Source organism: Pseudomonas sp. WS 5503, from assembly GCF_012985385.1.
In the GTDB taxonomy this organism is placed as follows: Bacteria; Pseudomonadota; Gammaproteobacteria; order Pseudomonadales; family Pseudomonadaceae; genus Aquipseudomonas; species Aquipseudomonas paracarnis.
Genome location: NZ_JAAQWI010000001.1, coordinates 431,180 through 454,979, shown reverse-complemented (window position 1 = coordinate 454,979; position 23,800 = coordinate 431,180). Strand labels below are relative to the sequence as shown.

The window sequence follows — 23,800 nt, the reverse complement described above, 5'->3', positions numbered from 1 at the left end:
ACATAGACGCAGCCCCGCAGCCTTCCTAAACTGCCGCTTGTCTTGGGGAAAGGGGCGGGCGCCGATGAATCGCAATGAATTACGCAAGGCTGACATCAATCTGATGGTGGTCTTTGAAGCACTGATGCTTGAGCGCAATGTGACGCGGGTGGCGGAGAAGCTGTTTCTCGGCCAACCGACCATCAGTTCGGCCCTCAACCGCCTGCGTACCCTGTTCAACGACCCACTGTTTATTCGTGTCGGCCATCGCATGGAGCCTACGGCGCGCGCCGAGGAGATCATCCAGCACCTGTCGCCGGCCCTGGACTCGCTGTCTTCGGCCCTGAGCCTGACCCATGATTTCGACCCGTCCATCAGCACCATGACTTTCCGCATCGGCCTGTCCGATGACGTTGAGTTCGGCCTGCTGCCACCCTTGCTACGGGCCTTGCGTCAGGAAGCGCCGCAGGTGGTGTTCGTGGTGCAGCATGTGGATTATTGGCGCATTCCCGACCTGCTGGCTTCTGGCGATATTACCGTCGGCATCACCCAGACCCGCGGGTTGCCGGCCAATGCCAAGCGCAAGCTATTGCGGCACATCCGCCCGTGCCTGCTGCGCGCCGATGCCTCGGACACCCCGCTGACCCTTGACGAATATTGCGCACGGCCCCACGTGCTGGTGTCCCACACCGCCAATGTGGCCGGGTTTGCCGATGAGTGGCTGGCAGAGGTGGGCCGCAAACGCCATGTAGTGCTCTCGGTGCCGCAATACAGTTCGTTGCCGGCCTTGCTTGCCGGCACCGACATGATCGCCAGCCTGCCGGATTACACCGCCCAGGCTATGGCCGCCAGCGGGAATCTGTTCTGCGAGCCGTTCCCGTTCGAAACCCCGACCCTGGATTTGTCCATGGTGTGGCTCAGCCACGTTGACACAGACCCGGCGGAACGCTGGATGCGCTCGCGGCTGGAGGCATTCATGAGTGATCGCGGGTTGGTAGCGAATAAAGCCTGAGGTTTATACCCGTGCTAGGGGAAGGAGGGGGGCGCCTCAAGAACGGCTAATCCTGAACGTGCTCTTCTTGAACGGGGTTGCCAATCAGCGACGCACGCAAAATACGGATGCGTTGTTCGGAGTGATAGGCGCCTGCTTCCGTAAACCTGAGGAATGCTCGCGCGCAACACTTACAGCCCCAGACGCTTGAAATATTATAAGGAAAGAAATCAAAGCAGATAGGCGCGTCTTCAGACCAGAAATGGGTACCGTTCGGGTGGTATTCCTCAAGGCTGAGTTCTTGTGCCCTATCGGTCGGGATTTCGCCTATGAAGCGCAACAGGCTGCTCGCCTCGAGTGTTTTGGGTAAGGTTTCCCACCCCTGCGACAAGCCCCGAATACAAGAGCAGGCAGTAGTCTCCAGCGAAGAGCGTTCGGCAATCAGCCTGATATTTTCTGGCGTGAGTATCATTTTTATGCAGTTCCAGGCAGTAATAGCTCAGATTCGATTTTTGCTTAAAACCAGTTTGTTCAAATAGCTTTCAACTTTGGGTAAAACAAACTGCAGTATCTTCGGCATGGTGTGAATAGGCAGTTGGCAGCATGCAAAATACAACGCCATTGTGGGAGATAAGCTGACACCAAGAGCAGACCATAATAGCCCAACATTTCTATTGCCACCGTTGAGTGCCATGGTGAACTTGGCGATCAATGACCCGGGATATAAACAGCCCATGAGAAGCTGCAGGCAGACGTTGATGCAATAGGCGATGGCGATCATTGAGATGGCCAACGAAGGGGTCTCCAGAATTACCTGCTGCATGCCCGCCATCGTGCCTACTGCAAAGAGGAAAAGCGCGATGACGACAATACCGTCAATAGCCAGGCCGTGCGTGGCGACAAAGGTGTGCGAAAAACGACGTATCAAAATAGCAGCGCCTTCGGCGCCTCCTATCAATACGGCCAGTCGGATCGCCAGATCAACGGGGTTCAAGGAGAGTGAAAGGCCATCAGCGAATAGGTGGAGTATCAGCGGAGCGGTGACAGGGATGATTGCCATTGAGCAGAGCGCAGTCACCAGTGACATGGAAGGATCAAGCCCGAGCATTCTCGCGACGGCTGCATTTCCGCTGGCGGGCGGGGCGGCGACAGCGATGGCTATCGCAAGGGAAAGTTCTTGATTGCCGGTGAGGTAAAGCGAAAGCATTCCAAAAATATAAGGGCAAGCCACCACCATCAGGGCTGGAAATATCAGGGATATTTTCAAGTTTCTGGCTGCAGTGATGACTTCAGCGTTGTTAATACGCAGGAGAGTGCCCAGAACAAATATGAAAACCATGACGGGGAGCAATGGCCTCGCCAAGTCTGCAAGATAGGGAATAGCCAATCCAATTGCGCAACCGCATGCGAGTACGGTAGGCCCTCTGCGCGTAATTTCGGGCAGAATTCTATGCATATGAGTGCTCTCGAGGCGACGTCCCTTTCGGGACGCTGCTATTAGGTACGCAGAGTTATTTCAGGTGTGACAGATGGCGGTGGCGAGTTCCTGGATTGCCTCACGACCAGGCGCCCATCGATCAGAATCGAGGTAATACTTGGAAGGTCACCACTGCTGAAACTTCCAAGTACGCTGGGTTGCGCTCCTCCCAAAGGCCCACAGGCGATCAGTATGTCGGCTTCTCTTCCGACGCCCAGGATCCCGCGATTCAGCTTTCTCACCTTGGCGGTGTTACCCGTTGCGAAGCAGACGGCCTTTTCCGGTGGAACGTCGCCAAAACTACTGAGCAAGGCAATTGCCCTGAGCATGCCAAGCGCGGGAACCCCACATCCGGCAGGGGAATCCGTGCCAATGACGATACGGTCCAGTTGGTTCATTTCTCGTGCGTAATTCAGGGTGGTGACCGCCGCGAACTCGTTGCCGTTATGTACGATTTCCAGGGCACCCAGACAGCCTTCACACAGGCATCTGATTTGGCTTGGTGCCAGTGCGGTATAGCCGCCATTGATGTGCCCGATGATATCGGGCGCAATTTCAAGGATCTCTTCTGCACCCATGCTCTGGGAGGTAGAAATTGAAGGACCGCCCGTGTGGGTAATGGAGGTCATGCCGTGTTTGCGAGCCATCTTGACCAATTCAGCTGCACGACTGACTGACTTGACCGGGCCTATCCCGACCTCTCCCAGTTGGGTGATGCCTTGAGCAACCATTGCGGCGAAATCCTCATCCGAAAATTCATCGTTGAGCAGTGGCGCGCCGGCTTCCATTTTTATTCCGCTAGGGCGCGCATTGGAGAAAGAGCGCTGCGCTGCGATTGCCATGGCGATAGTACCGACCCTGTCGGTCGGTAGCCCCGGAACGTGCACTTCCCCGGCAGAGATCATGGTCGTCACGCCGCCCTGCAAGGAGTGCCAGATCCAATTGTGGTTGCCAGAGCGCGGGCTGTACTCACCCAGGGTCGGGTGAGTGTGGTTGTCGATCAAACCTGGCATGACCGTGCTCTGTTTGGCGTCAATCAGCAGGTCTGCGTGTGAAAAATCCACATCTGCTGCCTGACCCACGTAGGTGATCATGCCATCAACACTGACGAGGGTATCTGCTGTAATGAGTGGAGACGCGAGATCACCCGTGAGGAAAGTGCCTATATTATGAATAATTGACGTATATGGCTTATGGTTCGACATTTAATTTATCTCTTTATATCATCGAGTAACAGGTTCGAAGATCCGCGCGCCACACTTGTTGAATGAACGGAAGTTCCACAAGTTGTTCGTGATGAACAAACGCTGGATCCAACGATACGCATGCCCCTCTGGATCGAAACTGGGGGTGAACTTGTCACGCGAATGGAGCATGAAACGATTGTTGATGTACACCAACTTGCCAGGTTGAATGTCCAGCGGCCGCGCTACGCTTTTAAGCGCGTTGTAAAACCTCAACAGGGTATTTTGTGCTTCGTGATCAGCGGCAATTACCATGTCCGGGTAAAACGCAGCAGTGACTCTAGGGTGAGTCAGCGGGCCGCTCAGAATTGGGTACACATGAGTTTCTTTCGCGCCTGCGGCACTGTTCCTCCAGCGGTAGGGCTGACGAATGATGAAATGTTTGCCATATAGGATTTCAATATCGGCCTGTTCCAGAACCTGAAGGGCTTCCCTCGCATCGGCCACCCAGGTTTTCGGGCCCACCCCGGCAGGGTCACCGCGAACGCCGAGAAGCAGAAGAGCCAGCGGCGAGGTGTCTCCACGGGAGTCATAAGCCTGAAAGGCATTTTCGGTGTGCAGGTCCAACTCCAGGTCCGAACCGTTGCCGGTATACTCGCCTACGGCCTCCGGATGCGGTACCAAGTCATTGACCAGTTTTGGCCCCTCATGCTTGATGGAGTAGGGCTCCGCTATCAAACTGCCCAGGGCAACCAGCACATTTTCAGAAAGATAACCACTTTTGAAGTTCAAGCTATTAGCGTCGCCTTGCGGGCTGCCAAATGTGTCATCAATCGGAAGGTTCTCAAATACACAATAAGAAGCATCATCATCTTTAAGTGATTCAAGCTTTTTTAGAAGCCGCGCGGGGAACTTTTGGTAAGCGGTCATGCGAATGAGGTGGATGTAGTCTCGCCCTCCCGTTGGCTCGTAACAAATGTCTATGAGCGCGTCCCGAATACTCTCTTTTTCAACAGCCGTCAGCCAGAAGCTGTTGGCGTCTGCACATGAATCGTCCACACGCACTCCTTTATAGATCTGATTGATTTGTCATGAGTTGAGTTATAAGTAAGTTACGACTTTCAAGCGCTGAGGTGGGGGTCTCCGTATCCACGACCTGACAGTGTCCATGCTTTGATAAAGCCCGACCTGAGTGGGTGACTCAACCTAAGAGCTTATCTGTGTACGCACCGGTGAAATGATGGGTGTTAAATTGGCCATCAGCATCATAGGGTTGTCCTTCATCGGTGCTGATGATTCTTGATAACCGCCCACGATGATAGGCAGTCATGAAGTTGAAGAGTGGCGTGCTTTCTTCTCTTGTTTCCGTTATTTCGTAAAGCCTCAACTGTTTGGTTATGGCAGCTTCCAGTTGTGGCAACATATACCAAGGGCATGTTGGAAAGCAGTGGTGGGCCGCGTGGTAACCAAAATTCAAAATAATCAGATTAAGGAAGGTAAACTTTCTTGCCACCGGTACGGAGAAGGTATTCTGGATTTCGTAGTGTTTTCCATGGGTTAGCTTTTCTCCCGCCGTATACACCTGCTGGAAAGAATGCTGGAAACAGTCGACGAATCGTACGATGTGTATCCTAAGGAAGGAGGAGGCTTGCCATACCACCACAAGTATCAGGGAGAACCGGGCAAACGTAGCGAAGGCTACAACGTAAATGCACAGGCTTCCAATACCCCTTGCAACTTCGCGCCTGCTGCCACTGAATATCACGGAGTAAATATTGGTAAGCTTGATCACATAGTAGAGGGCGGGAAGGTATATTTTTTCTGCAACAATGATTGCACTGAATAGCCTCGGATGAGCGACAGCAAAGTGACCACTATCGAACCCACCAATATCAATTTTTTCGGCATGATGGCGAACATGATCTTTTCTATAGGCTTCAAATGAAAAGAAAGAGAGGCCGTTAAGGAAAGACAGCAACTCTCCGATGACAGAATTGACTTTCTTCGACTTGAAAACAGAATTGTGCGCGCAATCGTGGCTCAGGTACCAGGACCAGATTTTGGCAAGGGCAATCAAGATAATCGCACAGAGTATCGCAACGATCTGTTGAGTATACGCCAGGAATATGCCCCCTGCAGTGAAGGATGCTATTGCACTTAGTATCATCACCGATGGCAACAGTCTTCGCTCTTTAGCTATTGAAATAAGCAGGGTTTTCACGTTGGCGTCTTTGATGGCGCGCAGATAATTATCAGCATACAGTAAAGACATCTCATCACCTTCAAGAGCAAAATCACTGAAACGCTTATTGAGCTGGTAACCGATCATGCCTGGACAGGTGTAATCACTTCCGTGCGCATGTGGAACTAACGGCGGGGTTTGAATATGTGTGCATACACAATGCCAAAGATGTATTGCAGGTGTACGGCTGGCTAGGGTTCTTTTGCTGTTGCATCTGGCACCAGTGAAGGTGGTACTAGCGAGACCGTAGCGTGCGTATCCGCGTCCACGGGTTGTTCGCTGCTACTGGATTTGTAGCCGATCAGTATCACGCCGACGATGCACAATAAAACACCGGCAATATTTAAATAAGAGAGTCCTTCTTTAAGCAGAAATACCCCGATGAAGCCGAGCGCAATATTGATAATGGCGCCGGTAACGATATTGCCCGTACTGAGGTCCCATCCACTGCGATACATCATCAAAAAGCCGATTTCCATCATCAAGATGCAAAACGCGATGCCTCCCTGAAGCCAGGTCATTTGCTTCAAGCCCGCGAGTAACGTTCCACTGCCCAAAAAAAACGGCAACATCAAGGTGGACAGGATAACGATCGCCACATAAATACTGACAATTGAAACCAAGGGGTTGATCGTAGACGGTATTTTCTTCATGAGCATGTGATAGCCCACGGTGCCCAGTATCGCTACGATCGCTGATAGATAGAATGTGTATTCTTTACCTAGCACGTTCAATACTCCTACTAGTTGGGTTCAAGTTCACGAAATGTGGTGGTTTCCAAGAACCTCTGGTCCATGTACTCACCCGCGATGATCGCTCCGTATTTCGCAGGACTGCCGTCTGCGCAACAGCTGGGCAGGCACTCCACTTTGGCGGTGTAGTCTGGGTCCATAAAGAACGCCGCCGAATGGCGTAATTTGCCGGAGGTATTTATCACTCGATGCAGCGTTGCCTTGTAACGGTCATTCGTCCAGCGAGACATTAGATCCCCGACATTGACGACAAAGGCATTTGGGATGGGTTTGACTTTGATCCAGGTGCCGTTGGCACTCTGTACCTCCAACCCCCCGGTGGCACTTTCCGAGATCATCGTGATCCAGCCGAAGTCTGTATGCTCTCCAGCACCCATCGGCGCTCCCTGCGTATATTGGGTGGAGGGATAACGCAGGACTCTCAATTGGGCCATCGGCTTCTTGAATTTATCATCGAAGTAATCGATCGGCATATTGAGCGCAAGGGCAAACACGTTTAGCAGTTTTTTTCCGAACGCAAGCATTTGCGAGTGATATTCCCTCATCGCAAGCTTGAAGTCGGGTAATTCCTCTGGCCATACATTGGGGCCGTAAAAAGGTAATTTGGCTTTTACGAACTCGTCGTCAAGCGACAAGTCCGCGGCCATGTCAAAACCCTCTTTGACATCGCCCAATATGCCATCCGACTTATCAGCGCCTTCGCTAAAGTAGCCACGCATATAGGGGGATTTATGAATTTCGATTTTTTCCTTGGCCTGAACAGGCAGGTCAAAAAACGATTCTATTTGAGAGAAGACAGTTGAAATAAGCGTGTTATCTACACCGTGATTGACGACGGTGAAAAATCCGACCTCCCTGCACGCGTTGTCGATCTCCTTTACTAGACGTGGTGATATCTCTGCTCCCTGCGTCAAACTACCGACGTCAATGATAGGTATGTTCTTTTCCATGAATGCACCACTTGCTCTAAAAAAGGCGCAACGAGACCTACTCCATGAACGCTGAAGTGCACTCAGGGATAGACCGTATATAGGCCAGTGTCATTTAGTTAGACTAAAGAATTTCGTCAATCCGCAAGCGCAGTCAGTATGGACTCGACATTCTCGATCGACGCGCCTCCTGTTACCGGCTAGGTGGCGTAGCCTAGAATTCACTTCTATGAAAGCGAAGGCAAATCAGATAAAGTAAGCCTGGCTTAGTTTTTTTACCATGGAAGGGGGATTGATTAATGTTCGCAAAATTGCCGTTGACAGCCATTCGTGCATTTGAATCTGCCGCAAGACTCGGTGGGTTTAAAGCAGCCTCCGCGGAGTTGTTTGTTACCCCAGCGGCAGTATCACAACAAATAAAAACACTTGAAAACTTACTGGGCAGTATGCTTTTTGTACGCACTCCCCACGGTGTTCAACTCACAGCGAACGGTGAGAGGCTATATTCAAAGGTGCATCTTTCGTTTCTGGATATAAGCGGTAGTATGTCTTCGCTCAAGCCACCCGCCGACTCCAACACACTCCGAGTTTCTACCACGCCGGCATTTGCGTCTTTATGGTTGATCCCTCGGCTGGCGAAATTTTATAGCGAACATCCAGACATTCATGTCAGTGTTGAAACCAGTAATGAAGTGGTGGATTTGTTTCGTGACTCATCTGTTGATTTAGCTATTCGTTGTGGGTTTCGCGATTTTCCAGACTTGTACAGCCACGCGCTTATGCGCGAACAGTTTGGTGTTTTCTCTCATGCCCACTGGAGGCAAGAGGAAGTTAAAACTTCGTTGAAACTTATAAATATACGTTGGGCGACGTCATCGCCCGCTTCAATTAGTTGGGCGTCCTGGTGCGCGGCTGCGAATCATGAAAGTTGGCTATCAAACGCGGTCTATCGTGAATACAACGATGAGCATTTTGCGCTCCAGGCCGCTATTGCCGGGCATGGCTTGACGCTGGCGAGCACGGTCTTGGCGGCAGACTATGTTGCGAATGGATTGCTGATTCCTTACAGACCCGACATCAAGATTCCGGGCGCGCAGTTTTCAGCTGTATGCGTGCCGGGGCGTGAGCGTTCAGGTGCCGTAAAGCAGTTTCTGGCGTGGATGGTCAAAGTAATAGCAGACTGCCATATCGATTGCCCTGTCGCTCGGGATGTCGCGTCACAGGCTGTCACTAAGCGCCGAACGTCACTGGCTATCTGATTAGGGGGTGGAGAGCTTGATCAGGCGCGTTCCTATAACAAACCCTGATCCGCACACACCTTCACCACTTGTTCCCGAAACCAGGTATTGGCGCTGTCCTGCCCACTGGTTTCGTTCCACTGCATATCCAGGGTGAACCCCGGCAAACCGTTAGGTGCTTCGCAAACACCGAATGCCGGCGCCGGTGCCAGTAACTTTTGCACGCGGCGGGGCAAGGTGACGATGAAGTCAGTGCCGGCAATCATCTTCAATGCCGCGCTGTAGCTGTTGGCCCGTGCAATCACCTGACGCTTGCGGGCCTGGCGCGCAAGCCAGCCATCTATCATGTTGGTGTCGGAGGTCCACGGCGTAGGGAATACGTGGCGCCGCTCAACGAAGGATTGCAGGCTGAACGCCTGTTCTCTCGGCGCTGAGCGTTGGTCGCACACGCAGACCAAGTCGTCCTCCAACAGCATCTGGGTCTTGAAGTCTTTGTGAGCGCGGTGAAAGTGCGGGCCGAAGCAGATCACCAGGTCCAGGCGACCTTCACGCAGGTCGTCGGCGGGGATGTCGGTTTCCAGCTTCTGCACATTGACGATTACCGGCAGGTCGGCATGGTCGAAGCGCTTCAGCAGGCGCGGCAGGATCAACTGTTCGAAATATTCCGGCGCGCACACATTGAAGGTCACGGCCTGTTGGGTCGGATCAAAAGCCTGGCCACCGGCATGGCACAGGTTGATGCTTTCCAGAATCTTGTGCACGTGCTCGTACATGGTGGTGGCCTTGTACGTAGGACGCATGCCTGCGCGGGTGTTGATAAACAGCTCATCTTCAAAGCTGGTGCGCAGCTTCTTCAGGCTATAGCTCACGGTGGACTGGCTGACGAACAGCGTTTCAGACACCTCGGTAACGCTGCTCTGGTCGTAGACGGCGATAAATACCATCAAATCCTGCATATCGAGCTTTCTGAGCAAGTTACTGTTTAGCATCGGTTTCGTCCGTAAACCCTTTGTACCGAACTCAGTACAAGACTGAGCAAAATGTTAACGGAACGCTCGTACCAATAGAAAGCTCTGTAGGACCCTTCAATGTTTTGTGTGGGACAAAAAATGTTTGTAATACGACGTCAGCGGATATGGCGTGCGTAATGCGCCGGGTTGAAACGCATGACGATCAGCAGCATCAGCCCGCTCACTGCCATCAATGACCACCAGGCCCATTCGAAGCTGCCCAATTGGTCGCGGATTATGCCGGCAATGAGTGGCGACAGGCCGGCGATCAGATAACCGATGCCCTGCACAAACGCGGTAAGGCCACCGGCGCGGCGCGGGTTGTCGAGGTGGTCCAGGGACAGGATCAGGCTCATCGGAAACAGGCCGCCAATCCCCAGGCCGAGCAGGCATGGCCACAACAGGCTCCAGTGTTGCGGGCTGAGAATGAGCCCGCAGAAACCCAGGATGATCAGCACCAGCAACACCGCCACCACGCCACGCTTATCCTGGCGGCGGTTGGCGATGGCCGGGGTGACCAGGCCGGAGATCACTTCCATGGCGGTCAAGAAGCCCAGCAGCAAGCCGGCATTCTGTTCACTCCAACCCTGCTCGACGTAGTAGGGCGCCAGCCACGCCAGCACACAGGTGTAGGACGCGGTGCCGAGGCCAAAAAAGATCGCCAGCAACCAGGCGCGGCGATTGCTGAAAAAAGCCTCCTGAGGGCCCGAACCGGCTTGAGGCAACGGCGGCAGAGCCGCACGCTGGGCATACCAGAACACCAGGGCCAGCAACGCCAGCAGTGCCCAGATAGCCAGGCCGATACGCCAACTGCCGGTCCGGGCTTGCACCAACGGCGAGAACGAAGCAGCCAGGGCCGCGCCGCCCATGATCGCGGTGACATACAGGCCCATGAATAACGAGACATTGGCGCTGAACCGCGACTTGATCAGCGCCGGCATCAATGCCTGAATCAGCGCAATGCCGACTCCCGCCGCGATGGCACTCACTATCAGCTCCAGTGCCGAATCCAGGAACAACCGCGACAAGGTCGCCAGCCCAATCACCAGCAGCGACAGCACAATGCTGCGATGCTCGCCCACGCGCTTGGCCAGGCCCATGCCAAAGAACATCGCCAGGCCCATGGCCATGACCGGCAACATGGTCAGTAAGGCGGCGCTGCTGAAACTTAGCGGCACATCCGCACGAATCGACGCCAGCAAGGGCCCCACGGCCGCCATCGAGGGGCGCAAGTTGAGAGCGACGAGCACTACGCTGATCATCAGCCATAGTGCCGAGGTGGATTTTGCCTGAACGTTTTCCATGGGCCTGCCTTGAATGAACAAGGGCGAATCAGGCCATGGAGCGTGCAGCGGGGCAAATCAGAAAGTCGCAGGGGCTATTGAAAAAATGCGGATGCCGAGTGGTGAGGTAATCGCGCATAGGGCGTTGGCTGGCAGGGCGTCACGGGAGCAAGCTCCCCCGCCACAGGTCCAGCGTTGCGGGATTACAGATTCGTCAACTCCCACCGCCCTTGGTCGATTTCAAGCAGCGTCGGCCCCTGGCGGTCAGCAGCAGCATGCAATGCGGTGCGAAGATGTTCGATGCCGCGGATGCTTTCTGCCGCGCAACCCAGGGCCGTGGCCACGCCGATAAAGTCCGGCGTGTAGATGTCCACACCCACCGGCTCGATATCACGGTTGACCATGTATTTCTTGATCTCTTCATAACCCTGGTTATTCCACAGCAGCACGATCACCGGTGTACGCGCTTCCACCGCGCTGGCCAGCTCCGGCAGGGTAAATTGCAGGCCGCCGTCGCCGATCAGGCACACCACCGCTTGGCCATCGCCGCGCCCGAGCCAGGCACCCATGGCGGCGGGCAGGGCATAACCCAGGGTGCCGTAACCGGTGGAGGAATTGAACCAGCGGCGTGGGTGGTCGAGGTTAAGGGTCAGGTTGCCGCTGTACACCGGTTGAGTGGAGTCGCCCACGAACACCACGCCGGGCAATTCCTCCAGAACGGCGTTGAGAAACCGGGTTTGCGCACGCGTCGAAGCGTCCCAGGCAGGTTCCAGCTCGGCCCACAAACGGGCGACGCGTGCTGCACCCCAGTCGGCAGTGCGCGGCGCCAGCGGCTGGCGGTTGATTTCGGTAAGCAGGGCTTGGGCGGCAATGCGCGCATCGGCCACCAGTGCCACTTGGGGCGGGTAGTTTCGTACGGTCTGGTCCGGGTCGATATCGATGCGCAGCAGCGTTCCGGGAATGTTGAAACCGCCGGCGAAGGTGACGTCGTAGTCGGTCTCCGCCAACTCGGTGCCGATCGCCAATACCACGTCAGCTTCAGCCACCAAGGCACGGGTGGCGGGCAGTGTTTGCGTGGAGCCGATCAGCAGCGGGTGCGCGGCGGGCAACATACCCTTTGCGTTAATGGTCAAGGCCACGGGCGCGCCGAGGGTTTCTGCGAGGTGGGTCAGTTCGGTGGCGGCGTCAATGGCGCCGCCACCGGCCAGGATCAGCGGGCGCTTGGCCGCAGCCAGCCACTGGCGCATCTGCTCAATGGCAGCCGGGGCTGGGCCGGCACGGGTGACGCTGACAGGCGTGCTGCCCAGCAACGCGTCGGCATTTTCCACCAACACATCCAGGGGGATCTCGATATGCACCGGGCGCGGCCGACCAGCCTGGAACAACGCAAACGCCCGCGCCAGCACGGCGGGCAGTTCGGCCGCTGACATCAAGGTATGGGAGAACGCCGCCACCCCGGCTACCAGCGCGCTCTGGTTCGGCAGTTCATGCAACTTGCCGCGCCCGCCGCCCAACTGGCTGCGTGCCTGCACGCTGGAAATCACCAGCATCGGGATCGAGTCGGCATAGGCCTGGCCCATGGCGGTGGTGATATTGGTCATGCCGGGGCCGGTGATGATAAAGCACACGCCGGGCTTGCCAGAGGTGCGCGCATAACCGTCGGCCATGAAGCCGGCGCCCTGTTCGTGGCGCGGGGTGACATGCCGAATACTGGAGCGCGCCAAGCCCCGGTACAGCTCCACGGTGTGTACGCCGGGAATGCCGAACACGTGGTCCACGCCGTAGCGTTCCAGGAGGTGCACCAATACTTCGCCGCAGGTCGCCATACAGGTCGCTCTTGTGATGGATTCGAAGCGCCATTGGAGCGGTTGGCCGGTGGCGGCAACAATCGATAAAAAGTCATACTCGCCATGTCCTCCCGTCATGGCTGCGCCCCGATGAAACGCCTCCCTCCGTTACCTGCGTTGCACACCTTCTGGGTCACGGCCCAGTGCTGCAACTTCACCCGTGCCGCCGAACACCTGCACATCACCCAGGGCGCGGTGAGCCGGCAGGTGGCCGGGTTGGAAAGCCAGTTGGGCTATGCCTTGTTCCGGCGCCAGGCGCGTGGCTTGAGCCTGACGGAGGAGGGGCGCGAATGGCTGGCGTGCGCGCGACAGGTGTTTGGCTTGCTCGCTGACGCGGTGGAGCACATCGGTGACCGGCGCCGCACCTTGCAGCTCAAAGCGTCCACCTGCGTGATGCGCTGGTTGTTGCCGCGCTTGCTGCAATGGCAAAAAGAACGCCCGGATGTGCCGGTGGAGCTCACCACGACGGTGGCCTATAACGTCGACTTTCGTCGTGAGACGTTTGACGCGGCGGTGATCTATGGGCCCATCGCCGAGCAGTCCGCCGAGGCGCGGCACTTTTTCGACGAGCGCCTAACGCCGGTCTGCGTGCCTGGGTTGCTGGGCAGTTTGCGTACGCCGCAGGATTTGCAGCATCAGGTACTGTTGCACCCGACCCGAGACGAGCGCGATTGGACGTTGTGGCTCAAGGCTGCCAATGCCTGCTTGAGCGATCCCATCCAACGGCACCACTTCGAAACCTTGGACTTGGCAATGACCGTAGCGTCCCAGGGCACCGGGGTGGCGATGGGCGACAGTGCGCTGATTGGCGAGGATCTGAAGGCGGGGCGGTTGGCGATGCCGTTTGAACTGCGGGTGTCGACGGGGATGGGGTATTTCCTGGTGTATCCGCCGGGGAAGGAACCGTCGGTTGGGTTGGTCGCGCTGATGGATTGGTTGGTGAGTGAGGCCCGTGCGTGAGCTGGCTTGCCCGTACATCGCCCTATGTAGGAGCGAGCTTGCTCGCGAAAAACGTCAACGATAACGCCTACATCCTGAATGAACGCGGCGCCTGTGAGTTTTTCGCGAGCAAGCTCGCTCCTACAAAAAAGGCAAGTCAGCGTTGGGTCAGTAACCGACGGTAAAGCGCTGGCGCGAATGCTTCGGTGTTTCCACTTCATCCAGCATGGCGATGGCGAAGTCGGCAAAACTGATCGAGCTATTGCCGTCACTGTCCATCAGCAGCTCATCCTTGCCCAGGCGGAATTTGCCCGTGCGCTCGGTGCCGTCGAACAGGGCCGATGGCGACAGAAAGGTCCAATCCAGCTCCTTTTCCTGACGCAACGTTTCCAGGAAGTCAGCCCCGGCACTGGCTTCAGCTTTATATTCAGCCGGGAACCCTTCGCTGTCGATCACGCGCCCGCCACCGGGCAACAACAGCGAACCTGCGCCGCCGACCACCAACAAACGTTTCACCCCGGCCTTTTTCACCGGGCCGATCACGGCGCTGGCGGGAAGGGTGGCGAAGTGCGCCGCGCTGATCACCACGTCGCTACCGCTGATGGCGTGTTGCAAGGCCTCGGCATCCAGGGCATCAACCTGTTTGACCGTAACGCCTGGGCGCACAGCCAGCTTGTCGGTATTGCGGGCGATGGCGGTGACGGTATGCCCGCGACGCAGCGCTTCTTCCAGCAGTTGGCTACCGGCGCGGCCGGTGGCACCAATGATTGCAATCTTGCTCATGATGTTCTCCAACAGGGTTAAGGTTTAAAGCCAGTTACCACTTCATTTCGCCCTTGGCGACTTTGGCGCTCAGTTCCAGCGAGCTTTCGTCGGCGAGGGTGGGGTAGCGTTTTTTCATGGCCGCAATCAGGCCGGCGGAGTCCTTGGCCTTGGCGGTTTCGAGGTCGAAGGCCTTGATGTAATCGGCGGTGAAGTTGACCGAGGCCAGCGATGGCGTGCCCAGGTAATGGCCTGGCACCACGGTGTTCGGTTTCAGGTCTTCAATGCGCTTGAGGGTGGCCAACCAGTCTTTATGGGATTGCGCGCTCTGGGTATCAGCCATCCAGATGTGGATGTTTTCAGCGATAACCACACCACCAACCACGGCCTTGATCGACGGGATCCACACAAAGCTGCGATCTGGCTGCGGGCCGTCGAGGCCCACCACTTCAAGCTGCTGTCTTTCCAGGGTCAGGCTGTGGCCTTTAAGTACCTGCGGTACAAGGGTCTTGGCCGGTTTGTCTGCGCCCATTTTCGGGCCCCAGAAGGCCAGCTTGTCGGCGACAGTGGCGTTGATATGGTCGACCACTGGCTGCGGCGCCAGCACCTTGGCGTCGGGGAAAGCGGCGGTGAGGGTGTCCAGGCCGAAGTAGTAGTCCGGGTCGCCATGGCTGATGTAGATGGTGGTCAGGCGTTTGCCGCTGGCGCGGATCTTCTGCACCAGTTGCTCGGCTTGGCCTTTGCCGAATTGCGCATCCACCAGGATCGCGTCTTTCTCGCCGCTCACCAGCACCGAGCTGACCGGGAAGATCGCGGCTTCGCCTGGGTTGTACACGTCCAGTTTCAGCTCTGCCGCCGCTGCGTGGGCAGCGAATGCCAGGGCGGCAGTAGCCAGGGTCAAGCGTTTGAAGGTCGAGAACATCGGGCAGCTCCTGCCATAGATAAGGGATGCACAGAGCTTAGTTGCATAAAACGCGACAAAAAATGCGATGCTGGGACATAGTTTGTTTCTAAAAGCGGGCAAATCATGGATCGTCTTCAAGCAATGCGCGTGTTTGTCACCGTGGTGGACCTGGGCAGCCAATCCGCCGCCGCCGACCACCTTGACCTGTCGCGCCCGGTGGTCTCGCGTTACCTGGCGGAGCTGGAAGACTGGGTGGGTGCACGCCTGCTACACCGCACCACGCGCAAGCTCAGCCTCACTGCCGCCGGGGGGGAAACACTACCGCGTTGCCGGCAATTGTTGGACTTGTGTGGGGATATGCAGGCCGCCGTCAGCGAACCCGATGACGCGCCCCGAGGTCTGTTGCGCCTGAGCGTCAGCACCTCGTTCGGCCAGGCGCAGCTGGGCGCGGCGATTGCCGAATACGTCAAGCTTTACCCCCTGGTGACGGTGGATTTGCAGATGCTTGATCGCACGGTGAACCTGGTGGACGAGCGCATCGACCTGGCGATCCGCACCAGCAATGATCTGGACCCTAACCTGATCGCCCGGCGCCTGACCGTATGTCGCTCGGTGGTGTGCGCCACACCGGCTTATCTGCGCGAGCATCCGGCGCCGCAGAAAGTCGAAGACCTGGCCCGGCACAATTGCCTGACCCACTCTTACTTCGGCAAGAGCCTGTGGCATTTCGAAGAAAACGGAGAGCATGTGTCGGTGCCGGTCCACGGCAATATCACGGCCAATGAGGCCAGCACGTTGATGCGCGTGACGCTGGCCGGGGCAGGGGTGGCGATGCTGCCCAGTTATCAGGCCGGCGAGCTGATTCGCAGTGGGGAGTTGGTGCGCTTGCTGCCGCACGCCGAGCCACGACAAATGAACATCTATGCGGTGTACGCCTCACGCAAACACATGCCTTCGGCGTTGCGTAGCCTCCTGGATTTCCTGGTGCTGCGCTTTCCTGAAGAGCCGGGTTGGGATGTCGGGCTTTGAGCTGAAATAAGCGCGCTGAATGGCATCGCATCAGGGCAAGTTGACCTATGCTTTAAACAGCACCCTGTAGATCCGTTCAGAGGTCTGTGCCATGAGCATCAAAACCAGAAAGTACCTGACAATTTTCACCCTCTGCGCATTGGCGACAGCGCTGTATGGGACTGCCGCCTACCGCGTCGAGCAAACGCGCATGCAGCCAGCGGCGTTCGCTATCAGTTGCCATCAGGACCAATGCGTTCCCCGCACCGGCAGTTTCAGTGCGCTCAGGTAGGCTGCTCTGCCTTCAGTTGTTCACGAAACGCCTTGGGTGAAAACCCGACCCTGCGGCGAAACAGCCGTGAGAAGTTGGTCGGGTCGGAAAAACCCAGCACCTCGGACATTTCATTGATGGTCATGCTGGTGTAGGTCAGCAGGCGCTTGGCTTCCAGCAATTGGCGGTCATGCATGATCTGCAACGCCGGTTGCCCACCCAATTCCCGACACGTCCCGTTCAAGTGTGAGACCGAGATGCCCAGCTTGTGGGCCAGGTCTTCAATCTTCGGGTGTTCGCGGTAATGCTGTTCGACCAGTTGCGTAAACCGCCGAAAGTACTCACGACCCCGCGGCGCGCGTGGATGGCGGCGCTGGATCGCCTGGCGGCTGACCCATACCAACAACACGCTGACCAGGGCGTGCAGCATCATGTCCCGTGCCGGTTGGTCATCGGCGTATTCGTCCTGCAAGCGTACGAACAGGCTGTTCAAGTAATCGCTGTCCTTGCCCGCCGGGTAGCTGCCAAGTGTGTGCAGGCCATCGACGGTAGAGCCCAGTTGCGCCTGCAAGTGGCTGACCAGCGGCGCCGAAAGCGTTACCACAAACCCTTCCACATCCTCGGAAAAACGAAAGCCATGCACGCACAGCGGTGGCAGCACTTGCAGGCTCGACTCGTTAAGCGTGGTGCGCTGGCCCTCGATTTCCAGTTGTGCCTGGCCTTTGTGCACATACAGCAACTGGCACAGGTCCGCGTGCCGGTGGGGCTGGATTTCCCACTGGTATTCCCGACTGCGCCGGGAAATGGTTTCGCAGTGCAACAAATCGGGAGTCGGCCACTGCTGGCTTTCCCCGTAAAGCTTGAAGACCGGAATCGCGGTTTTGGTCATGGTTTCAATCCGATACTCAGGATAATGGTTCGGTAATCGCCCCGATTGGCGAAAAGCACAGGTTTTGACGCAGTTTTCACCTTCTTATGAGCCTCACTCAAGTGAAAAATGTCAGCCACAAGAGCAATGACAACTCTTTCACTCCATACGTTCGCGTGAAGCTTGAAGGTCATAAAAATAATGAAAACCCTGAAAACCCAAGTCGCCATTATTGGTGCCGGTCCTTCCGGATTGCTGCTCGGCCAACTGCTGCACAACGCTGGCATCCAGACCCTCGTTCTAGAGCGTCAGAGCGCCGATTACGTACAAGGCCGTATCCGCGCCGGTGTGTTGGAACAGGGCATGGTCGACCTGCTGCGCGAAGCCGGCGTCAGCCAACGCATGGACGCCGAGGGTCTGGTGCACGACGGGTTTGATATTGCCCTCAATGGCCAACTCACCTCCATCGACCTCAAGGCCTTGACCGGCGGCCAGTCGGTGATGATCTACGGCCAGACCGAGGTCACCCGCGACCTGATGGCCGCCCGCGCAGCCGCCGGTGCCACCACTCTGTACGAAGCCTCCAATGTTCAACCCCATGACCTGAAAAGTGAACAGCCGTGGCTGACCTTCGAGCACGAAGGCCAAGCCTGTCGCCTGGAGTGCGACTACATTGCTGGCTGCGACGGTTTCCATGGCGTGGCCCGCCAGTCGATACCGGCGCAAGCGCTGAAGGTGTTCGAACGGGTCTATCCCTTCGGCTGGCTGGGCGTGCTGGCCGACACGCCGCCGGTACATGCCGAGCTGGTGTACGCCAAACATGCGCGGGGTTTTGCGCTGTGCAGCATGCGGTCGCCGACCCGCAGCCGTTACTACCTGCAAGTGCCGGTCGAAGAGAAGCTGGAAGACTGGGCGGATGAACGTTTCTGGGATGAACTCAAAAGCCGCCTGCCCGGCTCATTGGCCGAACAATTGGTGACCGGCCCGTCAATCGAGAAAAGCATCGCGCCGCTGCGCAGCTTTGTGGTGGAACCCATGCAGTACGGGCGCCTGTTCCTGCTCGGCGATGCCGCGCACATTGTGCCGCCCACTGGTGCCAAGGGCTTGAACCTGGCAGCCAGTGATGTGAGCACCTTGTTCCGCATCTTGCTCAAGGTGTACCGCGAAGGGCGCCTGGACTTGCTGGAAAAATACTCGGCAATCTGCCTGCGCCGAGTGTGGAAAGCCGAGCGGTTTTCCTGGTGGATGACCTCGATGCTGCATCAGTTTCCCCAGGCGGATGACTTCAGCCAGCGTATTGCCGAAAGCGAACTGGACTATTTCATTCGCTCTGAGGCTGGGCGTAAAACCATCGCAGAAAATTACGTCGGCCTTCCTTACGAGCCTATCGAATAGCCTGCTATCGTATCGAGCATTCCCACCGGTGACCGTTGCCTGTGGGCCCTGCTCGAAGGTTCTGCCGTGACACACCTCAATCAGCCCGCTCCAACCGTTCCCGCCGTGCGCAGTATCCTGGTCGCGCTGATGATGGCGATCTTCCTGGGTGCCCTGGACCAGACCATTGTCGCCGTGTCCATGCCGGCCATTTCCGCACAGTTCCATGACGTCAACCTGCTCGCCTGGGTGATCTCCGGCTACATGGTGGCGATGACCGTGGCGGTGCCGATCTACGGCAAGCTCGGTGACCTGTATGGGCGCCGCCCCATGATGCTCATCGGCATGGGCGTGTTCACCCTCGCGTCGCTGTTCTGCGGCCTTGCGCAAAGCATGGAGCAACTGGTGCTGGCGCGGGTTCTGCAGGGTATCGGCGCTGGCGGGATGGTCTCGGTGAGCCAGGCGATCATTGGCGACATTATTCCTCCCCGCGAACGGGGACGTTATCAGGGGTATTTCAGCAGCATGTACGCGGTGGCCAGCGTGGCCGGGCCGGTACTGGGCGGTTATATGACCGAGTACCTGTCGTGGCGATGGGTGTTTTTGATCAACCTGCCACTGGGCGTCGGTGCCTGGTACGTGGCCCATCGCACTCTGGTGGGGCTGCCGGTGCCGCAGCGCAAGCCGATCATCGATTACCTCGGCACGGTGCTGATGATCGTCGGCCTCACCGCCTTGTTGCTGGGCATCACTGAAATCGGCCAGGGCCATTCGTGGCGTGACGATCAAGTGCTGGGGTTGCTGGCCTGTGCCCTGTTGGCCTTGAGCGTGTTTGTATGGCACGAACGCCGCGCACGGGAACCGCTGTTGCCGATGCACTTGTTTGCCAACCGCAGTGCGGTGTTGTGCTGGTGCACGATTTTCGTCACCAGCTTCCAGGCGATTTCCCTGACGGTGCTGATGCCCCTGCGCTACCAGACCGTGACCGGCGCTGGTGCCGACAGCGCAGCCCTGCACTTGCTGCCGTTGGCGATGGGCTTGCCGATGGGCGCGTATTTCGCCGGGCGCATGACCTCGGTGACCGGCCGCTATAAACCGATGATCCTCAGCGGCGCGGTGTTGAGCCCGCTGGCGATTCTCGGCATGGCCTACAGCGCCCCCCAGGCGGTGGCGCTTACCAGCGTCTTCATGTTGTTGTGCGGTATCGCCGCCGGCATGCAGTTCCCGACCTCGTTGGTGGGTACGCAGAACTCGGTAGAGCAACGGGATATCGGTGTGGCCACCAGCACCACCAACCTCTTTCGCTCCCTGGGCGGGGCAGTGGGGGTGGCTTGCATGTCGGCGTTGCTGCTGGCGCTGTTACACGATTCCAGTTTCGCCCATCTGGCAAGCGGCGCACTGGTGGCCGAAGGCAGTTCCGGCAACGTGCTGCTCGACGGCCTCAACGCCGCACCCGGCCCCGCGCAAGATGCGTTGCGCGGCGAGCTGGCGGTGACGTTCCGGCATTTGCTGATGGTGAGTGCGGCGGTGTCGCTGCTGGGGTTGGCGGCTGCGATAGCGATGCCGAATCGGGTACTGCGCGGCCGTGAAGACAAAGTTAGATAAGCGGACGCGGAGCGTCCCAGGCGGCGTTCCCACGCAGAGCGTGGGAACGATCAGGATCAGGGGCTGTAATACCCCACCGCAACCATGAAATGCCCGCTCTTGCGCACATAGGCGTGCTTGTTCTCGACCTTGCCCGTCACCGGGTTTTTCCAGCGGTATTTGTATTCGCCCTGGTCCTGTTCAGCCATCATCTGGAGGATCGGCACACCCACCGGTTTGCCATCCGGGTCCTTGATCTTGGCAAAATCGGTGTTGATCAGGCGCAGGTTGGTGCCGTGGGCGACGTAGCGCCGGGTGTTCAGGTCCACCACAAACACGTACAGGTCATCTTGCAGGAAGCCACCCTGCAAAGAGTTGATCGCCTTGAGCGTGCCGGTTTCATCCTTGACCAACGCTTCCACCGCCTTGTTGCGCAGCGCCCGTGCCTGTTCCGGCGTGGCGCGCGGCAAGTAATAACCGACCGCCAGGATGCGTTCGCCCACCCGCTGATAAAACACATGCTTGTGTTCGACCTTGCCGTCATTCCAGTTCTGCCAGCGATAGTCAGCCTGCTGGATACCCTGGCCTTCGGGCACGCTAAGGGCTTGTTTGAACGAGGCTTGCAGGTCGGGCCCGAGCACCTCGGACACATCGCGACCGATCAGCGCGGAGGAGGGCCCGCCACTGGCCAACAGCACGCCTTTTGTATCGACCACAAACACATAGCGGTCCTGGTCGATGAACTCGCCCTGACGGCTGAAGGCGGCGAACGCCTTGTCACCTTGCTTGTGGTAGTACGCCAAGGCTTTTTCCAGCAGGGCCTTGGCGGCTTGGGCATCCGCTTCCTGTGCCGTGGCGGCATGCACCTGGCTGCAACACAACAGCAGCAGCCAGGTGAATCGGAGCAGTCTCTTCATTTACCCGTCCCTCGTTCTTGTTGGTGTGCCAAGAGCGTAGACGGTTGGCGGCAAATCAGAAGGGTTTGGTCGGCAGGTATTTACCGTCCAGGGTGATGACCGCACGGGAGCCGCCGTCCGGGTCTTCGACTTTCTTGATGTCCAGCTTGAAGTTGATGGCGCTGATGATGCCGTCGCCGAATTGCTCATGCACCAGGGCCTTCAAGGTAGAGCCGTAGACCTGCAGCATTTCGTAGAAACGGTACATGGTTGGGTCGGTCGGCACACCGCTCGGGAAGCTGCCGCGCAGTGGGACGCTTTGCAGCAGTCGGCTGGCGTCCTCGTCAAGGCCGAGTTTGCCGCACACGATGTCGGCCGCCTCCTTGGGCAGCGGGTGCTGGCCGAGCAGGGCTGCGGTGACGAATGCCAGGCTCAGCCCGGTGCCGTCGGTGAGGTCCTGCCACGACAGGTTTTTGCGTGCCTTGAGGTCGATAACGGTGTCGGCCAGGGCCAGGCGTGGGGTTTGGGCGAATTGGGATTGCAACATGGTGACGTCCTCTTGGGTTGAATAAGGTTCAGGCGGCGTGGGCGCGGGTGCTGGGGTGGTCGAGCAGGGAGACGAAGCGCCCGGTGTGCCCGTCCAAAGCGTCGATGCCGCCGGTTTCGATGTCGTACACCCAGCCATGCAGGTTCATCCGGCCTTGTTCCAGCGCCAGGGCGACCGAAGGGTGGGTCTTGAGATTAGCCAGTTGGGCGACCACGTTTTCGCGCACCAAGGCATCCAGGCGGGCAGCGTCCGAGGCATGCGTACGGACTGCATTGATCACCTTGGCCGACTCGGCATGGCGCAACCAGTTGGCCACGGCGGGCAGGTGGTCCAGGCATTTGCAGGTAGAAATTGCAGTCATTGCACCGCAGTCCGAGTGCCCGCAAATCACAATGTCGCTGACGCCCAGCACCGCTACGGCATATTCGACTGTGGCCGACACGCCTCCCGGTTCCGGGCCGTAGGACGGCACTATGTTGCCGGCGTTACGGATGACGAACAGGTCACCGGGTTCCTGCTGGGTCAACAGCTCGGGGACTACGCGGCTGTCAGAGCAGGACACGAACAAGGTGCCGGGGTTTTGCGTGGTCGCCAGGTGTTTGAACAAGTCACTGCGCGGGGTAAAGGCTTCACGTTGGAATTTGCGAAAGCCGTCGATGAGGTGCTGCATGGTGGTTCTCCTTGCGTCGCTGATGGGGCAAGGATGGAAGTTTTCGGCTATAGCGTCCAAGACCGGTTTATTATGCTTTCTATAAGTTATGCCTATAGTTGGAGCACTGCCCATGCTGTTGCGTCATATCCGTTACTTGCTGGCCGTTGCCGAGCATCGCAATTTCACGCGTGCCGCCGAGGCGCTGCACGTGTCGCAGCCGACCTTGTCGCAACAGATCAAGCAACTGGAAGAAAGCCTGGGCGCGCCACTGCTGGACCGTTCCGGGCGCAGTGTCAGCCTGACCGACGCGGGGCAGGCCTATGTGCGTTATGCGCGGCTGGCCTTGCAGGATCTACAGGCCGGCACCCGCGCCATACATGACGTGCAGGACCTGCGCCGGGGGCATTTGCGCCTGGCCATGACGCCGACCTTCACCGCCTACCTGATCGGCCCGCTGCTGGCACGCTTCAATGCGTCGTATCCCGGCATCACCCTGAGCATTGAGGAACTGACCCAAGACCGCATCGAAGCCGCCCTGGGCGAGGACCTGCTGGATATCGGCATCGGCTTTACCGGCGAGCATGGGCTGGAGATCGACTGTGAGGCGCTGTTTGTCGAAGAGCTGAGCCTGGTCGTCAGTGCCAGCCATCCAGAACGCACACAACCAGCCTGGCTCGAACAGCCCCTGGTGCTACTGAACACAGGCTTCGCCACCCGCCGCTATATCGACGACTACTGCCACCAGCAAGGGGTTAAACCGCAGATTGCCATGGAGGCCAACTCCATCAGCGCGATCATCGAAATCGTGCGCAGCACGCCCCTGGCAACCATCCTGCCCCGCGCACTGGCCGAGGCCCAGGCAGGCCTGCATGCCGTGGTGATCAATCCACCGTTGCCGCAGCGCACCGCGGCACTGCTGAGTCGCAAGGGCGCGTATCGCAGCGCTGCGTGTGCGGCGTTTGTAGCGTTGATCAAGGCGTAGGACCGGGCTGACGCCCCAGGATCCCAATGTGGGAGCTGGCTTGCCTGCGATGACGGCCGGACAATCAACACCGATCTACCT

Annotated in this window: 24 protein-coding genes; 8 read left to right on the top strand and 16 right to left on the bottom strand. The window is 57.7% G+C overall.

Annotated features, from left to right (window positions below; translation table 11 throughout):
- The first annotated feature begins 64 nt into the window (after window positions 1–64).
- Window positions 65–991, top strand: a complete 927-nt coding sequence (locus HBO10_RS02230) for a LysR substrate-binding domain-containing protein (RefSeq protein ID WP_003189553.1) — start codon at window positions 65–67, stop codon at window positions 989–991.
- Window positions 992–1,037: 46 nt separating this feature from the next.
- Here HBO10_RS02230 and HBO10_RS02225 read toward each other — a convergent pair whose 3' ends face one another.
- The 7 genes from HBO10_RS02225 to HBO10_RS02195 form a co-directional block, all read right to left on the bottom strand.
- Window positions 1,038–1,442: a hypothetical protein gene (locus HBO10_RS02225; RefSeq protein ID WP_034126597.1), complete on the bottom strand. Its 405-nt coding sequence runs from the start codon at window positions 1,440–1,442 to the stop codon at window positions 1,038–1,040.
- 27 nt (window positions 1,443–1,469) lie between these two features.
- Window positions 1,470–2,426: a hypothetical protein gene (locus HBO10_RS02220; protein WP_034126598.1), complete on the bottom strand. Its 957-nt coding sequence runs from the start codon at window positions 2,424–2,426 to the stop codon at window positions 1,470–1,472.
- A gap of 41 nt (window positions 2,427–2,467) precedes the next feature.
- Window positions 2,468–3,652 carry an amidohydrolase family protein gene (locus HBO10_RS02215; RefSeq protein ID WP_034126599.1) on the bottom strand — a complete coding sequence of 395 codons (1,185 nt, stop codon included), beginning with the start codon at window positions 3,650–3,652 and terminating at the stop codon, window positions 2,468–2,470.
- An 18-nt stretch (window positions 3,653–3,670) separates the two neighbouring features.
- Entirely contained in the window at window positions 3,671–4,690 is a 1,020-nt protein-coding gene (locus tag HBO10_RS02210) for a TauD/TfdA family dioxygenase (protein WP_034126600.1), read from the bottom strand.
- A 142-nt stretch (window positions 4,691–4,832) separates the two neighbouring features.
- Window positions 4,833–5,960: a fatty acid desaturase gene (locus tag HBO10_RS02205; RefSeq protein WP_034126601.1), complete on the bottom strand. Its 1,128-nt coding sequence runs from the start codon at window positions 5,958–5,960 to the stop codon at window positions 4,833–4,835.
- 104 nt (window positions 5,961–6,064) lie between these two features.
- On the bottom strand, window positions 6,065–6,601 hold the full coding sequence (locus HBO10_RS02200) for a hypothetical protein (protein WP_052199952.1): 537 nt from the start codon (window positions 6,599–6,601) through the stop codon (window positions 6,065–6,067).
- Between the two features lie 14 nt (window positions 6,602–6,615).
- Window positions 6,616–7,575 (bottom strand): 2-oxoglutarate and iron-dependent oxygenase domain-containing protein, encoded by a 960-nt coding sequence (locus HBO10_RS02195; protein WP_034126602.1) that lies wholly within the window; start codon window positions 7,573–7,575, stop codon window positions 6,616–6,618.
- 278 nt (window positions 7,576–7,853) lie between these two features.
- Here HBO10_RS02195 and HBO10_RS02190 point away from each other — a divergent pair, with 278 nt between their 5' ends.
- Window positions 7,854–8,813 carry a LysR substrate-binding domain-containing protein gene (locus HBO10_RS02190; RefSeq protein WP_080757711.1) on the top strand — a complete coding sequence of 320 codons (960 nt, stop codon included), beginning with the start codon at window positions 7,854–7,856 and terminating at the stop codon, window positions 8,811–8,813.
- Window positions 8,814–8,845: 32 nt separating this feature from the next.
- Here HBO10_RS02190 and HBO10_RS02185 read toward each other — a convergent pair whose 3' ends face one another.
- The 3 genes from HBO10_RS02185 to HBO10_RS02175 all read right to left on the bottom strand — a co-directional run bounded on the left by HBO10_RS02185 (window position 8,846) and on the right by HBO10_RS02175 (window position 12,911).
- On the bottom strand, window positions 8,846–9,781 hold the full coding sequence (locus HBO10_RS02185) for a LysR family transcriptional regulator (protein ID WP_034126603.1): 936 nt from the start codon (window positions 9,779–9,781) through the stop codon (window positions 8,846–8,848).
- Window positions 9,782–9,918: 137 nt separating this feature from the next.
- Window positions 9,919–11,106 (bottom strand): cyanate transporter, encoded by a 1,188-nt coding sequence (locus tag HBO10_RS02180; protein WP_034126604.1) that lies wholly within the window; start codon window positions 11,104–11,106, stop codon window positions 9,919–9,921.
- 182 nt (window positions 11,107–11,288) lie between these two features.
- Window positions 11,289–12,911: a 5-guanidino-2-oxopentanoate decarboxylase gene (locus HBO10_RS02175; RefSeq protein ID WP_034126605.1), complete on the bottom strand. Its 1,623-nt coding sequence runs from the start codon at window positions 12,909–12,911 to the stop codon at window positions 11,289–11,291.
- A gap of 111 nt (window positions 12,912–13,022) precedes the next feature.
- Here HBO10_RS02175 and HBO10_RS02170 point away from each other — a divergent pair, with 111 nt between their 5' ends.
- A complete protein-coding gene (locus HBO10_RS02170; RefSeq protein WP_034126606.1) occupies window positions 13,023–13,892 on the top strand; it encodes a LysR substrate-binding domain-containing protein in 870 nt (289 codons plus the stop codon).
- Window positions 13,893–14,039: 147 nt separating this feature from the next.
- On the opposite strand, the gene HBO10_RS02165 is transcribed toward HBO10_RS02170, so the two are convergent.
- Together HBO10_RS02165 and HBO10_RS02160 are read right to left on the bottom strand one after the other, a co-directional pair.
- Window positions 14,040–14,654, bottom strand: coding sequence for an NAD(P)-dependent oxidoreductase (locus tag HBO10_RS02165; RefSeq protein ID WP_034126607.1), 615 nt, complete (start codon window positions 14,652–14,654; stop codon window positions 14,040–14,042).
- A gap of 34 nt (window positions 14,655–14,688) precedes the next feature.
- On the bottom strand, window positions 14,689–15,555 hold the full coding sequence (locus HBO10_RS02160; RefSeq protein ID WP_169921924.1) for an MBL fold metallo-hydrolase: 867 nt from the start codon (window positions 15,553–15,555) through the stop codon (window positions 14,689–14,691).
- A 105-nt stretch (window positions 15,556–15,660) separates the two neighbouring features.
- On the opposite strand from HBO10_RS02160, the gene HBO10_RS02155 reads away from it, so the two are divergent.
- Both HBO10_RS02155 and HBO10_RS02150 read left to right on the top strand, forming a co-directional pair.
- Window positions 15,661–16,566 carry a LysR family transcriptional regulator gene (locus HBO10_RS02155; RefSeq protein WP_034126609.1) on the top strand — a complete coding sequence of 302 codons (906 nt, stop codon included), beginning with the start codon at window positions 15,661–15,663 and terminating at the stop codon, window positions 16,564–16,566.
- Window positions 16,567–16,657: 91 nt separating this feature from the next.
- The gene (locus tag HBO10_RS02150) at window positions 16,658–16,837 is read left to right on the top strand and encodes a hypothetical protein (RefSeq protein ID WP_003189580.1); all 180 of its coding nucleotides are present in this window, start codon (window positions 16,658–16,660) and stop codon (window positions 16,835–16,837) included.
- Here HBO10_RS02150 and HBO10_RS02145 read toward each other — a convergent pair.
- The gene (locus HBO10_RS02145) at window positions 16,830–17,705 is read right to left on the bottom strand and encodes a helix-turn-helix domain-containing protein (RefSeq protein ID WP_014717471.1); all 876 of its coding nucleotides are present in this window, start codon (window positions 17,703–17,705) and stop codon (window positions 16,830–16,832) included. The two genes, HBO10_RS02150 and HBO10_RS02145, sit on opposite strands and share 8 nt — an antisense overlap.
- A 189-nt stretch (window positions 17,706–17,894) precedes the next feature.
- Between HBO10_RS02145 and pobA the strand changes: the two genes are divergently transcribed.
- Together pobA and HBO10_RS02135 are read left to right on the top strand one after the other, a co-directional pair.
- Complete coding sequence (gene pobA / locus HBO10_RS02140; RefSeq protein ID WP_169921948.1) at window positions 17,895–19,079, top strand: 4-hydroxybenzoate 3-monooxygenase; 1,185 nt, start codon at window positions 17,895–17,897, stop codon at window positions 19,077–19,079.
- 66 nt (window positions 19,080–19,145) lie between these two features.
- On the top strand, window positions 19,146–20,663 hold the full coding sequence (locus HBO10_RS02135; RefSeq protein WP_034126611.1) for an MDR family MFS transporter: 1,518 nt from the start codon (window positions 19,146–19,148) through the stop codon (window positions 20,661–20,663).
- Window positions 20,664–20,719: 56 nt separating this feature from the next.
- Here HBO10_RS02135 and HBO10_RS02130 read toward each other — a convergent pair whose 3' ends face one another.
- From HBO10_RS02130 to HBO10_RS02120, 3 genes are read right to left on the bottom strand one after another with little or no spacing between them, the layout of a single operon-like run.
- Complete coding sequence (locus HBO10_RS02130) at window positions 20,720–21,559, bottom strand: cache domain-containing protein (RefSeq protein WP_034126612.1); 840 nt, start codon at window positions 21,557–21,559, stop codon at window positions 20,720–20,722.
- A gap of 55 nt (window positions 21,560–21,614) precedes the next feature.
- Complete coding sequence (cynS, locus tag HBO10_RS02125) at window positions 21,615–22,085, bottom strand: cyanase (RefSeq protein ID WP_014717475.1); 471 nt, start codon at window positions 22,083–22,085, stop codon at window positions 21,615–21,617.
- A gap of 28 nt (window positions 22,086–22,113) precedes the next feature.
- Complete coding sequence (locus HBO10_RS02120; protein ID WP_034126613.1) at window positions 22,114–22,755, bottom strand: carbonic anhydrase; 642 nt, start codon at window positions 22,753–22,755, stop codon at window positions 22,114–22,116.
- Window positions 22,756–22,867: 112 nt separating this feature from the next.
- Between HBO10_RS02120 and cynR the strand changes: the two genes are divergently transcribed.
- Window positions 22,868–23,719 (top strand): transcriptional regulator CynR, encoded by an 852-nt coding sequence (cynR, locus tag HBO10_RS02115; RefSeq protein ID WP_034126614.1) that lies wholly within the window; start codon window positions 22,868–22,870, stop codon window positions 23,717–23,719.
- Window positions 23,720–23,800: the final 81 nt, after the last annotated feature.